Source organism: Rhizobium glycinendophyticum (assembly GCF_006443685.1).
Taxonomy (GTDB): Bacteria; Pseudomonadota; Alphaproteobacteria; order Rhizobiales; family Rhizobiaceae; genus Allorhizobium; species Allorhizobium glycinendophyticum.
Genome location: NZ_VFYP01000003.1, coordinates 179797 through 193214 on the forward strand (window position 1 = coordinate 179797; position 13418 = coordinate 193214).

Genomic DNA, 13418 nt, shown 5'->3' on the forward strand with positions numbered 1-13418 from the left:
TACTGAAATGTTAACGCGAGATAACGGTCGAATGTTCCGGTAAACGTTGAGATCTAAGGCTCAGGAAGGAATGGCAAGCGCCGAGGAGCGGATCAGAGAGTGGATATATCTGAGCTTGTCGAAGACCGGCTCTGACAGCACAAAGGGATAGAGGTCCGGCTGGCCCATGCTGCGGTTGATGCTGTTGATGGCAAGTGTCAACGGCACCCATGCACGGATCAGCGATTCGATCGTCCCGCTGCCGTAACTGTCGAAGGTGCGCCGAAGTTCGATTCCGACCGCATCCGTCTCCACATCCGGATTGGTTCGCAACCCGAATGCGTCTGCCGTATCGAGCGCGTCCACGATGTGGAAATAATGCGCGAACGTCTCCGCGAAGTCTTCCCAGGGATGGCTTGCCGCATAGGCGGAAATGAAGCTCTGCTCCCAGCCGAGACCAGGGCCCTCGGCATAATGCCGCTCCAGGGCCCCGCCGTAATCGAGCCGTTCGTCGCCGAAGACGCGGCGAAAATCTTCGAAAGCGCCGCGATCGCGCACGAGGACGTTCCAGTAGTAATGGGCAACCTCGTGGCGGAAGTGCCCAAGCAGGGTGCGGAACGGCTCACCAAGCGCTACCCGCCGCGCTTCCCGTTCCGGATCCGACGCCTCGGCGATGTTGAGCGTGATAAGCCCCTCCGCATGCCCGGTCAGCACATGCCCCTCCTCACCCTCCGCTTCCGGATCATCGGCGAGGAAAGCAAAGCCTAAGCCGGTCTCCGGATCCTCCGTGCGGGTCACGAGAGGCAGGCGGAAGCGCAGAAGCGAGTAGAAGAGACCGCGCTTGGCAAGCTCGATCTTTTGCCAGTTCAACTGGTTATCGGGCAGCGTGAGATCGGGAATGGTGACATTGTGGCGGCACGCGACACAGAAGCCCGATGGGTCGCCGTCATCGACCAGCCAGTTGCAGCCTCCAATGGCGGAATTGGCACAAGGCATGACGGCCCCAATCGCCGATTGACCAAACGTGAGAATGGGCGTGCCTTCGGGATCGAGCGCGATCATCTCAAGCGCCGCTGGCCGGAAGGCAAGGCGGGCGCCACAGGTGACGCATCCCGTGTTTTCGAAGTGGACGACATTCGTGCAGTTGCTGCAGGTAAACAGGCGCATGGGAGATCTCACAGGTGAGCAAGGCGCCGCGATGGCGAGGGAACGTCAGTCGAAGGTCTCGAGCGGGAAGGTCAGCTCGTATCGCACAAGGCCATTTTTCAGTTCATGCCAGGCTTGGCCATTGACCGATGAAGGCACGACCCGCTCAAGCACCGTGCTGCCGAACCGGCTTGCCTTGACGTCCTTAGTGTCATCCTGGCCGGCAAATGGCTCCTTCCAGGTGATGGCAACGACTGGGCCATCCGGTAACTCATGACGCCGGCACGACACTTCGATCGGCAGACGCCGCTGCAGGAAATCGCCATGGCTTACGGCATTCACCACCAGCTCGTGCAGCGCCAGACCAATGTGAAGAGACGCGTTCGGCGTCAGCAGCACATCGTCGCCTGACACCTGCACGAGTTCCGCATTTTCCTGGACATACCGCTCGACCTGCTGCTTTAGCAAATCCCGGAAATAAGCACCCCGCCAGCTGGAATCGGTAATCAGATCCTGCGACTGGGATAGCGCATGCAATCGACCACGGAACTTGCCGAGGAACATCTGCAAAGTCCCGGAATACCGGGCGGTTTGAGATGCGATACTCTGGATGATGGCGAGCAGGTTTTTCGACCGGTGGCTGACCTCGCGCAACAAGGCGCGCAGAAGCCTCTCCCGGCGCCGGTCTTCGGTCCGATCAATGACGACGGTGATGAGGTGGAGGTCATGATCGTCCATCTCCACCAACCGGCAGCGGAACTCGAAGAAGGTGTCGTCACCTGCTTCGATTTCCAGCTCCGCCCGGTCACCGGGCCGAGAGAGACCTGCCTTCATCTCGGCCAGTCGCTCGCCGATCTCCTTGCCGAACACCGAATCGTCAGTGGGCGGCGTTCCCGGCTTCAGCTTCCAACGCGGCGGCAGCGTCGTGATGCAGACATAGGTCCCATCCCGATCCTGCAGAATGAGGCTCGCACCCATGTCGATCAGTGCGGTTATGAAGAACTCACGCAGCTGATCCTCGCCGCGCTGAGGTTCAAACCATGTCAACCGATGTACCAAGTGAAATGCTCCGCCGTTTGTCGGCACTTCGGCTTGCTGCGGCTCGCATGAACCGCAGACTGGCCGAACTCTATGTGATCGCGCGCCTTATGCCTGTTCCGCTACCCGTTCGTTGAAAAATAATGCCTGGCTGATGAGTGCCTTGACCATGTCCGGGTTAAACGGCTTCGTGACGAGAAAGGCGGGCTCCGGCCGTTCGCCGGTCAGAAGTCGTTCCGGGAAGGCCGTGATGAAGATGACCGGGATGGTGTCTACTTTGAGAATGTCGTTGACCGCGTCGATACCGGAGCTGCCATCGGCGAGCTGGATATCGGCGAGAACCATTTTTGGGTTGGTCCGCTTGTAGAGGTCGACGGCTTCGGCATGCGTGCGGGCGATACCGGTGACCCTGTGGCCGAGATCTTCGACCATCTGCTCGATATCGAGCGCGATCAGAGGCTCGTCCTCGATGATCATGATATCCGTCGCCACCTGGCGGGAGATTTCCATGGAGGCCTCATTGAACAGAGCATTGAATTCGGCTTCCGTCACGCGCAGCACGCTGGCTGCTTCGGACGTCGAGAAACCTTCCACGGTGATGAGCAGGAAGGCGTGACGCGCGCGTGTCGGCACAGTCGCCAGATTGGCTGCCGCCCGCTTTTCCCATGCAAAGGGCGAAACGATCTGCGGCAGCTCGACCTTGGTGGAATCATAGATCGTCACGAACAGCCGGTAGAGCGCCACACGATCGTCTCCCGTGTCAGGAAAGATAGAGATGTCAGCGATCAATGCCTCCAGAACCGCTGCGACATAAGCGTCCCCAGATGTCTGCGAACCGGTGACGGCGCGAGCATATCGCCGCAGGTAAGGAAGGTGGACGGCGACACGGGCAGTAAGGGACATGCAGTTCTCCAATCGAAGTGGAATAAGGTGCGGACTCGGCTGAAAACGCGCCATTCAAAAAAGAGTTCCGCCTGTCGGAACTTTTTTGCATGATCAAACTTAACAGGCTAATCGTGATAGACACAATCTCGAACCGCGAAACAATGGAACGTGAAGAACATGGCTGGCACCCCTCCGGACAGACCGGAAAAATCGAAAACACGCTCCGACACACAGCGCCAGAATGCCAATGCCCTCATCGCCACCAAACTTCGCGGTTACTACGACGGCATCATTGAAGAAGGCACACCCACCCATCTGCTAGACCTGCTTGAACGCCTCCAAGAGGCGGAAATAAAAGCAAAGAAATAAGCGCCAACGAGAAAGGACCAGACCGCTGGGTCTGATCCTTCATGATTTGGCGCTCAGTCGCGGTAGTCGCGACCGGAATTTTGCATGCGGGTCACGCCGTAGACGAGCGCCGCGATCGTTGCCGCGCCGAGAAGTGAACGCCCCTTGATCAGGGCCGGCACGCCAGCCAGTAGCTGAAGCGTCATCGGATCGGGGAGCCTGGCCTTGGCTGCTCTTTGGCGTGCTTCTGCCTTCAACTCGGTCCGATGGTTCTTCGCCTGGATTACGGCGATGACGATGAGTGCGCAGACACCCGTGACGCCGGCAATGATGAGTGCAGCCAAGGGCCCACCGAGCATTTCGGCAAGATAAAGACCGGCTGCAATGAGAAGCCCCACATAGGCCGTCAGCCCCAGGACCGCGACCACCGCCCCACCGACGAGAAGTCGGGTGAAGCGGCGGGCGGTCGGCTTAACCTTACCAAAGGCGAGGACGCCAATTTGCTGAAACAATGGCAGCATGATCAGCGCCGGCTGAGCAGGGCGAGTACGTAGCCGACACCTGCAGCCATGGCCAGCGACTGCAGCGGCTTGGCGCGCACATACGCCTCCAGATCTTCTTCGGCGTTTGCAATCGTTTCGCGGGCGCTATCCATATACTGCTGCGAGGTCTCGCCAGCCTGACGGATCTTGCCGCTGCTGAAGGAGGCGACCGTCTGCGTCAGGGCAGCAATGTCGCTGCGAAGGTTCGCAATCTCAGCCTGGACATCGCTTCCGGTTGCCGGCGAATTTGCGCTGGAGCTCGCCGAGGCGGCAGCATCGATGCGATCGGCAATCTCGTCTGCGCCGCTCTTGATCTTGTTGTTCGAAGCGCTCGGTACCTGAGCCATGATTGCTCTCCATTGATTGATTGATCATCGGGTTCGCTTCCAGAACGCCAGACAATCGAGAGTGTTCCATCAGGACCTCAATTCTTGGAAGCGACCATTCCCTCGTCCGACCCCATGGCCACGGCTCATCCCGACGCGGAAGAAGAAGATGATGATGATGGAACTTCCGATGCGAGTTCTCGTTTCCGGACCCGAGGACACCGAGCCTCGACCAACACCAGACACGGGAGATATCCGATGAATTGGAATCAGATCGAAGGCAATTGGGAGCAGTTCAAGGGCAAGGCCCAGAGCCAGTGGGGCAAGCTGACCGGTGACGATCTCGACGTCATCGCCGGCAAGCGCAAGGAACTGTCGGGCAAGATCCAGGCTGCCTATGGCAAGACCCAGGAAGAAGCCGATCGCGAGATCGACGACTGGATGACCCGCAACTAAGACCACTAGGTTTTAGGATACCAGAAACCCGGAAGCCCCCCGCTTCCGGGTTTTTTGTTGCCGGACGTCAGGCGGCCACCGTCGTCGCCCCGTAGGTCACGCCCTTTTCCTTCAGCCAGCGGCGATAGGCGATCGACGAGGCATCCGCCCGGGTCGGGATTTCCTTGCGCGGCTCGAGCGGCAGAAGCGCCGGTCGCTGGTTTTCCAGAATGATCCGGTCCTGCAGGAAGATCATCTGCTGGAAATGGATGAGTTCCGTCGTCGTCGAGACATCGTCGATCAGATACATGATCGGATGCGCCCGGCAGCGGCCGGGATCGAGCGGCTGGACCAAGAGCCCGATGACATCCCAGCGATTGGCCGCATTCGGACAGGTCTTGTAGAGGATCGTCGTGAACGGCGTCATCACCCGGTACATGTATTGCGTGGTGATGCCATCAGTCGCAGACAGCGCGGCCTGTGGCTGGAAGAAGGTGCAGTTGGTCGCCCAGACCTCGTCTTCCTCGCGCCGGATCTCGACGTCGTAGCTCTGCACTTCCGTATGCGGCTCGGCGCCTAAAACATCCGTATGCACGAAGGGGAAATGCGCCATGTCGAGAAAATTCTCGACGATGCGAAGTCCTGATGCCTTCACGGTAACGACACCGCAGGGCACATAGCGGCGATCAGGCTCGTCGGCCTCCGGCAGCGGGAAAATCTCGCGCTCGGGCTCACCCAGCGTCGCCCAGAGAAAACCGAAGCGATGGCGCAGCGGCAGCGGCTCGGCGCGCCCCTCGGCAAAGACCTCGATCGCCCCATCCGCCTGCTTGACGACGGTGAGATCCGTCCCGAGCAACCGGTTCTGCGATCGGCCCACCGGGATCACCGCCTCGGTATCGAGAACATACCACTGATCAAGCGACGCCTTGTCGATACCGTTCTGCATAGTCTGTCTTTCCTCTGGAGCATGGGAGAAACCGCTTGAAACCCGATCGCGCCCGCCGCTAGATTGCCCAAAAATTAGAGCGCGCACAATTGCAAGGCAACACTGATCCCCACCCGATGACGGCGAAAGCCGACCAGATGACCGTCGGCTTCACCTTTTCCGGAATGCTGGAGCCTGAGGGCTTCATCGCGTTCGCCGAACATCGCGCGGCCCGCCTGTCACTCGGCCTGAACATTGCCTCCTGCGACAGGGACCGCTGTCGCCTGACGCTGTCGGGCCCGGATGCCCTGATCGACGCCTTCGAAATGGCGGTCAGCCTCGGCCCCTATGACAGTATCGTGCTCGACGTGACGAGATTTCAAACCGACGAAGACCTGCCCGCAAAGGCCGCATCATGACATCAGCCTCTCCCTGGATCCCCGTTGCTCTTTCCGCCGACATCGAAGCCGGCACCTCTGCCGGAACGCTCGTCAACGCCGAGGAGCGCGTCGTCTGGCGTGACGACAAGGGCGCGATCCATGTCTGGGAGGATCGCTGTCCGCATCGCGGCATGCGCATGAGCTTCGGCTTCGTGCGCGGCGACCACATCGCCTGCCTCTATCACGGCTGGCGCTACGATACGTCAGGGCAATGTCGCTACATTCCGGCCCATCCGGATCTCGACGTGCCCCAGACTATCAAGGTTCCGACCTTCGCCGCAACCGAACGCGCCGGCATCGTCTGGATGGCACCGGAAGGGGCGGATGCGGCTGAGCTTTCGGCACTTCATGAGGCAGCCGAACCAGTTCGCAGCCTCTTCCTCGACATGACGGCAGAAGCGGCTCTTTCGGCGGTAACGACAGCACTGCCGGAAGGCTACAGCGTGAACGCAACCTCGGCCGCAACAGTGACCCTGCAAGGAAACGGCACGACCGTGCTGATCGCCGCTCAGCCCCGTGACGCCGAGCGCACCGCACTCCACATGACCGTCACCGGCGAAATCTCGACCACCACCCGCCGCAGCCTCGCGCTCTGGGCCACGGACCTGCGCAACCGCCTCGAAGGCCAGATGGTGGAGGCAGCGTGATGATCAGGCTCTACGATTACCATCTCGACGAAAACGGCTTCCGCGTCCGCCTTCTTCTATCCATGCTCGGCCTCTCCTTCGAGACGGTCGCCATTGACAAGGCGCCGGGGCGCGAGCAGGAAAAGCCGCATATGCTGGCGCTCAACCCGACCGGCACGCTGCCGATCCTTGAAGACGGCGATGTCAGGCTCTTCGGCACGGCTGCGATCCTCGCTTATCTCGTCCGGGCCCATGCGCCTGACAGCGCCTGGCTGCCGACCGACGCAGCGGACTTCGGCCGCGTCCAACAATGGCTCGGCTTCTCCACCCGCGAGTTGAAACCCGCCGTCGACGCCCGCGAGGCGGCACTCTTCACCTCCGAGGGCGCAAGTGAAGCAGACCTGAACGCAGCCCGCAAAGCCTTCCGCATCATGAACGACCACATGACGCTGCGGCAGATCGAAGGCTTGGACTGGTTCGTCGGCAACAGCCCGACGCTGGCCGACCTGGCCCTCCTGCCGAGCTTTGCGCTGTCGCGTGACTGCGGCATCGACCATGACGAATACCCGGCCCTTCGCCGCTGGCTGCGCCGTTTCCGCGCACTTCCTGGCTTCATCACCATGCCCGGCGTACCGGATTATCACTGACCTGCCTTGCTGGCCGAAAGCCGCTCGGCTAGGTCAATTGCAACGCAGGGAGGTCCGCCATGATCCGCATCGTCTTTCTCGACCGGGACACGCTGTCGCCGGAAACCTTGGTCCGCGCGCCCGCCGTGCCGCATGAGATGGTGGTCCATGCCCGCACCGCCCCGCATGAAGTGGCTGAACGCATCCGCGACGCCGATGTGGTGATCACCAACAAGGCCCCGGTCCGCGCCGAAGCCCTTGCTGGCGCCACGAAGCTCAAGCTGATCGCCGTCTCCGCCACCGGCACCGATATCGTCGATCTCGTGGAGGCCAAGGCGCGTGGCATCGCCGTCTGCAATATCAGGAACTACGCCAAACACACGGTGCCCGAACACACCTTCGCGCTGATGCTGGCGCTGCGCCGCTCGATCCTGCCCTATCGCCAGTCGGCCATCGAGGGCCGCTGGCAGCAGGCCGCGCAATTCTGCTATTTCGATTACCCCATCGCAGATCTCGGCGGCTCGACGCTCGGCATCATCGGCCATGGCACGCTTGGCCAATCGGTGGGCAAGATCGCCGAGGCCTTCGGCATGACGGTGCTCGCCGCCGGTCGTCGCGGCGCGACCGGGCTGAAACCCGGCCAGACCGCCTTCGATGAAGTGTTGAAACGCTCTGACGTGATCACCCTGCACTGCCCGCTGACACCGGAAACGCGCGGCGTGATCGGTGCGCGCGAATTCGCCCTGATGGAACGCAAGCCGCTGCTGATCAACACCGGCCGCGGCGGCCTCGTCGATGAACTGGCACTCGAAAAGGCCCTCGATGCCGGCCAGATCTCCGGCGCCGGCTTCGATGTCACCGATGGCGAACCGCCCGTCGCAGACAGCCCGATGATGCGGATCGCGTCACGCGAAAACGTCATCCTCACCCCGCATGTTGCCTGGGCAAGCCGCGAGGCGATCCAGACGCTGGCCGACCAGCTGATCGAGAACATCGAGCTCTTTCTTTTGGGCAAGCCGCGCAATCTCGTGACCTGATCCTGCCATCGCAGCCCTTGCCCTTTCGCCACGACGCATATCTAACTCTCTCAAAAGACAAGGGAGGACGGGATGCGTTATCTGGAGGCGTACTATCAGGGCGCGGAAATCCTGACAGCAAAAAAGGGCGCAATCGGCCTGATCGCGCTCAACCGGCCACGGGTGCTGAACAGCCTCTCCCACGACATGATCCTGGATTTCGGCAAGGCGCTCGATGCCTTCGAGGCCGACCCGCAAGTGGCAGCCGTCCTCGTCACCGGCGAGGGCGAACGTGGGCTTTGCGCCGGCGGCGACATCAGGATGTTCTATGAAAGCGGCAAGGCTGGCGATGGCAAGGCCTCCCACTTCCTCAAGGCCGAATACCGCCTGAACGCCCGTATCGCCCGCTTCAAAAAGCCCTATGTCGTCGTGATGGACGGCATCACCATGGGCGGCGGCGTTGGAGTCTCCAGCCATGGCAGCCACCGCATCGTCACCGAAACCACGAAACTCGCCATGCCCGAAACCGGCATCGGCTTCTTCCCCGATATCGGCGCCACCTGGCTGCTCTCCCGCGCATCCGGCGAACTCGGCACCTGGATGGGGCTATCAGGCGAGGCGGTGAACGGCGCGGATGCCATCACCGCCGGCTTTGCCGACTGGTACGTTCCGCAGGACCGTGTAGCCGAACTCCTGGAGCGGATCGCCGCCCTCCCCGCCCCGGCGCTGGGCCAATCGATCGCCTCGACGATCCGCGATTACACGGTGGACGGCCCGAAGGGCATCTTCTCCGAAGGCCGAGACATGATCGACCGCTGCTTCGCCTTCGACACGGTCGAGGAGATCATCGCCGCCCTCGACAAGGAACAGAGCGACCTCGCCGCCAAGACGCTCATCGCCATGCGCGCCAAGTCCCCGACCAGTCTGAAGGTGACGCTCAGGATGCTGCGCGAGGCCCGCCACTCCAGGGACCTCGAAACTTGCCTCGAACGCGAATTCGCGGGCACGCTGCAGGTCGTGAAGGTGCCCGACTTCTACGAAGGCATCCGGGCTGCGATCATCGACAAGGACAGGAACCCGAAATGGTCCCCGGCGACGCTGGAGGATGTGGCGCCTGACAGTGTCGAGGCGTTTTTTGTGGCGCGGGATGAGCGGTTGTTCGACTAGCCGACAGCTGCCGGCACTTTAAGAACTCGGCGGCATGCGCTCGAAGCTCGTCAGCGTTGGATCAATGCAATCCCAGGATTGCGCCGCGACTGTCCAGGTGACGAATTGCGGCGCATAGCGCGCAGGCTCATCGAGACTTGCAGCTCTGGCAATGAAGATCGCCGGCACATCCGGAAAGGTCATATAGACGGGCGAGCCGCAGGTGGGGCAGAAGGCCTTGCGTTTCAAAGTGCCTCCATCGCCGATCATGTCGAAGGTGCGTGCTTCACCGGTCACCACCACCTCGGCACCGGCAAAGACCATATGCGAGGCATGACCCGTGCCGCTTGCGCGCTGGCATTGCCGGCACTGGCAATCGACCATCGCGACCGGTTCGCCGGTCACTTCATAACGCACGGCTTCGCAGGCGCATCCGCCACGAAAGGGCTTGGACATCGCTGTACTCCTAGTTTGATGACGCAGTTTGCGTAGGGCCACGCCCTAATCGGGTTGCCGGATTGTCGCTTCGAGGCGTGGCACGACCACCTTCCAGCCGTCTCCCATATTGCGGAAGGCGACCTCGTTCTTCGGAAGCTCGAAACCGGAATGGACCAATCGAACACGCGTGCCCTCTGCCACCGGCTCCAGCGTCCAGGTCACGACCGTATCCAGCTTCGATCCATAGCCCGTGTTGGAGGCATCGCCGCCGCGCCAGGCATGGGAAAAACGCCGATATTCAACCACCTCCAGCACTTCGCAGTGGATGGTGCCGTCCCAGGCACCCGCCGGCTTGGTCTGGTAGGTAAAGCGATTGCCGACAACCGGCTCGAAACCTCTAGGCTCCATCAACCAGCGCGCCATGATCTCCCCCGTGGTCAGGGCACGCCAGATCACCTCCGGCGCATGCGGGAAAACCTCGTCGACGACGATCTGCTGTCGGGAAGAAACGTGCGCGGCGTCGGTCATGGGTCGATGTCCTTGAGAAGGGTGCGAAGGTTGCCGAAGCGTTCTCGCCAGAAGATGCCGTAGTGGCTCATCCAGTCGAACAGGGGTTCGAGACCTTCCGGCCGGACACGGTAAAAGGTGCTCCGCCCTTCCGGACGCTCGACGACGAGCCCGGCCTGCTTCAACGTCTTGAGATGTTGGGAGATCGCGCCTTGCGTGACCCCGCTGCCCCGCGTTAGCTCGACCACGGAGATTTCATTCGTAGCGGCAATGCGCTCATAAATGCCCCGCCGGGTGGGATCGGCAAGTGCGCGCATGACGGTGTTGACGGCTGCTGTTTCGATCATGGAAAATCATTAGCGCGGACTATTCGATGAGTCAACGCTAATGATTTTCATTGGCCCTTGCGGAAAGACATGAAGACATTCCACGCGGCGATCATTGACAAGGATAGGAACCCGAAAGGGTCGCCGGCAACACTGGAGGATGTGGCGCCGGAGAGTGTTGAGACGTTTTTTGGGGAAAGGGATGAGCGGTTGTTTGGGTAGGGGCTGAGAGGCCTAGAGTTCGCGACCGACTGATGCGAATCCATGTACTGGCGAACGGCAGCTTTGAGCTGAGCCAATTGATCGACGCCTAAGAAGAGCTCGGCCGAGGTCGTACAGCCGCCACTTGCAGAATGTCCTCGATTCGACATACGAGTAGACAATGGAGTCCAATCTCACTCAATACAAAGGACCGCTAACGCCAGCCCAAGCATCCGAGGGCATATCCCTGGCACGAGCAAATGCGGCACGGCTAATTGCCGATGCGCAATTGCTAGTGGAGAACAACAGGTACGCCTCCGCCACTGCATTGGCGATCTTAGCTATTGAGGAACTCGGCAAGGTCCAGGCTATCAAGATAATCGTGCGACAAAGCGATGCAAAGAAGCTGAAAGAGGCTTGGCGAGATTATAGAAATCACAGGGCCAAGAATGTTCAATGGATACTTCCCAAGCTTGCTGCAGAGGGGGCAAGAACGTTCACTGAAGTGCGGTCGGCGGCTGATCCGGGAGGCGATCACACGGCCATGCTGGACAACGTAAAGCAGTTATCTTTTTACACAGACTCATACGGCAGCGCCGGTCGGTGGAGTGAACCGAGTGAGGCTATTGATCCCAAATTAGCAATCTCCATTCTCGCCACCGCTCAGATCCTTAATCGTCAAACGCAGACCACGGAAAGAGAGCTTGAGCTTTGGACTACTGTTGTAGGTCCACATTATGGCAAGCCGACCATGATCGAAGCACTACTTGATTTTCAGAAGCAGGTTTTCAACGAAGGACTAAGTGCGACGTCAGCAGAAGAAATGGAATCCTTCATCACAGGAAGACCCGTCGGGGCGCAGACGTCTGTGTCTGACTGATGCATAAGTTCAAGTCGAGGCAATCGGCGGGTTTCTGATGGCAGCTTGGGCCGAATGCAGCCGGCGATGTGCCCTGCCCCAACCACAGCCCCCCCTCACTCAATCTCATACGGCATCGGGTTCCGCACCCGATGATCCACCACCAGCTTCCGTTTCAGCGGCGGCACGGCGCGGCTGGTGCATTTGATACGCTCGCAGATGCGGCAGGAGATGCCGATGGGGTCGAAGGCGCCGCGGTTGGAGAGGTCGAGGTCGTCGGCATAGACGAAGGCGCCGGCATAGGAGATCTCGCAGCCAAGCGCCAAGGCGTAACGCGGGCTCGCCGCGCGGAAGCCGGCGGAGCCTTTTGACACTTGCGTCGCGATGCAGAGATAGCGCACGCCATCGGGCGTTTCCGCCATCTGGCGAATGATCCGCCCCGGCGTCTCGAAGGCCTGATGGGCATTCCACAGCGGACAGGCCGCGCCAAAGCGGGCGAATTGCAGGCGGGCCGCACTGTGCCGCTTGGTGATATTGCCGGCCCGGTCGATGCGGGCAAAGAAGATCGGCACGCCTTTCAGGCCCGGCCGCTGCAGGGTCGAGAGACGGTGGCAGACCTGTTCGAGCGAAGCCTCGAAACGGGCGGCGAGCAGCTCGATGTCGTGGCGAAGGTCGCGGGCGGCGGTGAGGAAACTGCGATAGGGCAGGATCAGCGCGCCGGCGAAATAGTTGTAGAGACCCATGCGACAGATCTCGACCGCCTCTTCGCTGCGGAAATTCGCCTGTTTCAGCACATGATCGATCTTGGTGGCGGCGGCGAGCTGGGCGATCTGGATGGCAATCTGGAAATCGCGGGTGGGGGCAGAGGCATAACGACTGACGGTCAGGATCCGCCCGACCGGATCGAAGCGGCGGATGGCCTCGTCGCCCGCCTCGCCGCGCACCACGCGCACGCCGTGGCGCGCTTCGAGATGGCCTGAAAGGGCCGCGTAATTCTCCCCCTCCCCGAGCTTCAGCTCTGTCGCCAGCTGCTCGGCGGCAAGGTCGAGATCGTGGATGTAATTGTCGACGAAATGGAAGAAGTCGCGCACCTCGTCATAGGGCGTCACCTCCTGGCTGGGGGCCGCACCCAGCCGGTCGTCGAGGCTCGCCAGCTGCTCGTTGCCGCGCCTGTAGGCCTGGTGGGCAGCAATCAGCGCATGGGCAAAACCCGGCGCGTTCTGCGTGACCAGCTTTAATTCCTGCAGGCTCGGCGAATAGGTCTCGAACAAGGGATCGGAAAGCGCCTCCGTGAGCGCCGACATCAGCCGGTCGTTCTGCCCCGAGGAAAGCTCGGTGATGTCGATACCGAATTTTTCCGCCAGCGACAGCAGCACAGATGCCGAGACCGGGCGCTGGTTGTTTTCGATCTGGTTGAGATAGCTGGTGGAAATGCCGATCCTATCGGCAAACTGCGCCTGGGTGGCCCCGTTTGCCTGGCGGATGTCGCGGACCTTGCGGCCGATGAAGAGTTTCCCGATGGCCATTTCGCAAATTCGCAATTTTCAATTTGCAAATTCATAAATCCACAGATGCACCTGTTCAACCGTTTTCTTCTGCGGCACAGTGG

The 13418-nt window shown here is 60.9% G+C and carries 18 protein-coding genes; 8 read left to right on the plus strand and 10 right to left on the minus strand.

From position 1 onward, the window contains the following. Positions 1-60: 60 nt before the first annotated feature. From FJQ55_RS17945 to FJQ55_RS17955, 3 genes are all read right to left on the minus strand, one after another. Positions 61-1146 carry a zinc-binding metallopeptidase family protein gene (locus tag FJQ55_RS17945; protein WP_140830416.1) on the minus strand — a complete coding sequence of 362 codons (1086 nt, stop codon included), beginning with the start codon at positions 1144-1146 and terminating at the stop codon, positions 61-63. Positions 1147-1191: 45 nt separating this feature from the next. Beyond that, the gene (locus FJQ55_RS17950; RefSeq protein ID WP_140830418.1) at positions 1192-2184 is read right to left on the minus strand and encodes a sensor histidine kinase; all 993 of its coding nucleotides are present in this window, start codon (positions 2182-2184) and stop codon (positions 1192-1194) included. Positions 2185-2271: 87 nt separating this feature from the next. Beyond that, a complete protein-coding gene (locus FJQ55_RS17955) occupies positions 2272-3066 on the minus strand; it encodes a response regulator (RefSeq protein ID WP_062280503.1) in 795 nt (264 codons plus the stop codon). A gap of 159 nt (positions 3067-3225) precedes the next feature. Here FJQ55_RS17955 and FJQ55_RS17960 point away from each other — a divergent pair, with 159 nt between their 5' ends. Beyond that, complete coding sequence (locus FJQ55_RS17960; protein WP_140830421.1) at positions 3226-3417, plus strand: NepR family anti-sigma factor; 192 nt, start codon at positions 3226-3228, stop codon at positions 3415-3417. Positions 3418-3470: 53 nt separating this feature from the next. Here FJQ55_RS17960 and FJQ55_RS17965 read toward each other — a convergent pair whose 3' ends face one another. Then, on the minus strand, positions 3471-3917 hold the full coding sequence (locus FJQ55_RS17965) for a hypothetical protein (RefSeq protein ID WP_140830423.1): 447 nt from the start codon (positions 3915-3917) through the stop codon (positions 3471-3473). A gap of 2 nt (positions 3918-3919) precedes the next feature. Continuing rightward, entirely contained in the window at positions 3920-4285 is a 366-nt protein-coding gene (locus FJQ55_RS17970) for an ElaB/YgaM/YqjD family protein (protein WP_140830426.1), read from the minus strand. A gap of 237 nt (positions 4286-4522) precedes the next feature. Between FJQ55_RS17970 and FJQ55_RS17975 the strand changes: the two genes are divergently transcribed. Continuing rightward, a complete protein-coding gene (locus tag FJQ55_RS17975) occupies positions 4523-4720 on the plus strand; it encodes a CsbD family protein (RefSeq protein ID WP_140830429.1) in 198 nt (65 codons plus the stop codon). Between the two features lie 67 nt (positions 4721-4787). On the opposite strand, the gene FJQ55_RS17980 is transcribed toward FJQ55_RS17975, so the two are convergent. Beyond that, positions 4788-5645, minus strand: a complete 858-nt coding sequence (locus FJQ55_RS17980) for an aromatic ring-hydroxylating oxygenase subunit alpha (protein WP_140830431.1) — start codon at positions 5643-5645, stop codon at positions 4788-4790. A gap of 116 nt (positions 5646-5761) precedes the next feature. Between FJQ55_RS17980 and FJQ55_RS17985 the strand changes: the two genes are divergently transcribed. From FJQ55_RS17985 to FJQ55_RS18005, 5 genes are all read left to right on the plus strand, one after another. Then, positions 5762-6043 (plus strand): hypothetical protein, encoded by a 282-nt coding sequence (locus FJQ55_RS17985; protein WP_140830434.1) that lies wholly within the window; start codon positions 5762-5764, stop codon positions 6041-6043. Then, complete coding sequence (locus FJQ55_RS17990; protein WP_140830436.1) at positions 6040-6711, plus strand: Rieske (2Fe-2S) protein; 672 nt, start codon at positions 6040-6042, stop codon at positions 6709-6711. Before FJQ55_RS17985 ends, FJQ55_RS17990 begins: the two co-directional genes overlap by 4 nt. Continuing rightward, a complete protein-coding gene (locus FJQ55_RS17995; RefSeq protein ID WP_140830439.1) occupies positions 6711-7337 on the plus strand; it encodes a glutathione S-transferase family protein in 627 nt (208 codons plus the stop codon). The genes FJQ55_RS17990 and FJQ55_RS17995 overlap by 1 nt, the downstream gene beginning before the upstream one ends. Before the next feature lie 59 nt (positions 7338-7396). Further along, positions 7397-8353, plus strand: a complete 957-nt coding sequence (locus tag FJQ55_RS18000) for a D-2-hydroxyacid dehydrogenase (RefSeq protein ID WP_140830441.1) — start codon at positions 7397-7399, stop codon at positions 8351-8353. A gap of 72 nt (positions 8354-8425) precedes the next feature. Then, positions 8426-9499: an enoyl-CoA hydratase/isomerase family protein gene (locus tag FJQ55_RS18005; protein WP_140830444.1), complete on the plus strand. Its 1074-nt coding sequence runs from the start codon at positions 8426-8428 to the stop codon at positions 9497-9499. A gap of 18 nt (positions 9500-9517) precedes the next feature. Here FJQ55_RS18005 and FJQ55_RS18010 read toward each other — a convergent pair whose 3' ends face one another. The 3 genes from FJQ55_RS18010 to FJQ55_RS18020 are packed head-to-tail and all read right to left on the minus strand — an operon-like array spanning position 9518 to position 10770. After that, positions 9518-9934: a GFA family protein gene (locus FJQ55_RS18010; protein ID WP_140830446.1), complete on the minus strand. Its 417-nt coding sequence runs from the start codon at positions 9932-9934 to the stop codon at positions 9518-9520. A 45-nt stretch (positions 9935-9979) separates the two neighbouring features. After that, the gene (locus FJQ55_RS18015; protein WP_140830449.1) at positions 9980-10444 is read right to left on the minus strand and encodes an SRPBCC family protein; all 465 of its coding nucleotides are present in this window, start codon (positions 10442-10444) and stop codon (positions 9980-9982) included. Continuing rightward, positions 10441-10770: an ArsR/SmtB family transcription factor gene (locus FJQ55_RS18020; protein WP_140830451.1), complete on the minus strand. Its 330-nt coding sequence runs from the start codon at positions 10768-10770 to the stop codon at positions 10441-10443. Before FJQ55_RS18020 ends, FJQ55_RS18015 begins: the two co-directional genes overlap by 4 nt. Before the next feature lie 361 nt (positions 10771-11131). Between FJQ55_RS18020 and FJQ55_RS18030 the strand changes: the two genes are divergently transcribed. Next, positions 11132-11830: an AbiV family abortive infection protein gene (locus FJQ55_RS18030; protein ID WP_140830454.1), complete on the plus strand. Its 699-nt coding sequence runs from the start codon at positions 11132-11134 to the stop codon at positions 11828-11830. A 95-nt stretch (positions 11831-11925) separates the two neighbouring features. Here the strand turns inward: FJQ55_RS18030 and FJQ55_RS18035 are convergent, their stop codons facing one another. After that, positions 11926-13335, minus strand: coding sequence for a helix-turn-helix domain-containing protein (locus tag FJQ55_RS18035; RefSeq protein WP_140830456.1), 1410 nt, complete (start codon positions 13333-13335; stop codon positions 11926-11928). Positions 13336-13418: the final 83 nt, after the last annotated feature.

Excerpts from the sequence above, each read along its gene's own strand:
- FJQ55_RS17945 (WP_140830416.1), bottom strand. The coding sequence starts at position 1,146 with ATGCGCCTGTTTACCTGCAGCAACTGCACGAATGTCGTCCACTTCGAA.
- FJQ55_RS17955 (WP_062280503.1), bottom strand. The coding sequence starts at position 3,066 with ATGTCCCTTACTGCCCGTGTCGCCGTCCACCTTCCTTACCTGCGGCGA.
- FJQ55_RS17960 (WP_140830421.1), top strand. The coding sequence starts at position 3,226 with ATGGCTGGCACCCCTCCGGACAGACCGGAAAAATCGAAAACACGCTCC.
- FJQ55_RS17965 (WP_140830423.1), bottom strand. The coding sequence starts at position 3,917 with ATGCTGCCATTGTTTCAGCAAATTGGCGTCCTCGCCTTTGGTAAGGTT.
- FJQ55_RS17970 (WP_140830426.1), bottom strand. The coding sequence starts at position 4,285 with ATGGCTCAGGTACCGAGCGCTTCGAACAACAAGATCAAGAGCGGCGCA.
- FJQ55_RS17975 (WP_140830429.1), top strand. The coding sequence starts at position 4,523 with ATGAATTGGAATCAGATCGAAGGCAATTGGGAGCAGTTCAAGGGCAAG.
- FJQ55_RS17980 (WP_140830431.1), bottom strand. The coding sequence starts at position 5,645 with ATGCAGAACGGTATCGACAAGGCGTCGCTTGATCAGTGGTATGTTCTC.
- FJQ55_RS17985 (WP_140830434.1), top strand. The coding sequence starts at position 5,762 with ATGACGGCGAAAGCCGACCAGATGACCGTCGGCTTCACCTTTTCCGGA.
- FJQ55_RS17990 (WP_140830436.1), top strand. The coding sequence starts at position 6,040 with ATGACATCAGCCTCTCCCTGGATCCCCGTTGCTCTTTCCGCCGACATC.
- FJQ55_RS17995 (WP_140830439.1), top strand. The coding sequence starts at position 6,711 with ATGATCAGGCTCTACGATTACCATCTCGACGAAAACGGCTTCCGCGTC.
- FJQ55_RS18000 (WP_140830441.1), top strand. The coding sequence starts at position 7,397 with ATGATCCGCATCGTCTTTCTCGACCGGGACACGCTGTCGCCGGAAACC.
- FJQ55_RS18005 (WP_140830444.1), top strand. The coding sequence starts at position 8,426 with ATGCGTTATCTGGAGGCGTACTATCAGGGCGCGGAAATCCTGACAGCA.
- FJQ55_RS18010 (WP_140830446.1), bottom strand. The coding sequence starts at position 9,934 with ATGTCCAAGCCCTTTCGTGGCGGATGCGCCTGCGAAGCCGTGCGTTAT.
- FJQ55_RS18015 (WP_140830449.1), bottom strand. The coding sequence starts at position 10,444 with ATGACCGACGCCGCGCACGTTTCTTCCCGACAGCAGATCGTCGTCGAC.
- FJQ55_RS18020 (WP_140830451.1), bottom strand. The coding sequence starts at position 10,770 with ATGATCGAAACAGCAGCCGTCAACACCGTCATGCGCGCACTTGCCGAT.
- FJQ55_RS18030 (WP_140830454.1), top strand. The coding sequence starts at position 11,132 with ATGGAGTCCAATCTCACTCAATACAAAGGACCGCTAACGCCAGCCCAA.
- FJQ55_RS18035 (WP_140830456.1), bottom strand. The coding sequence starts at position 13,335 with ATGGCCATCGGGAAACTCTTCATCGGCCGCAAGGTCCGCGACATCCGC.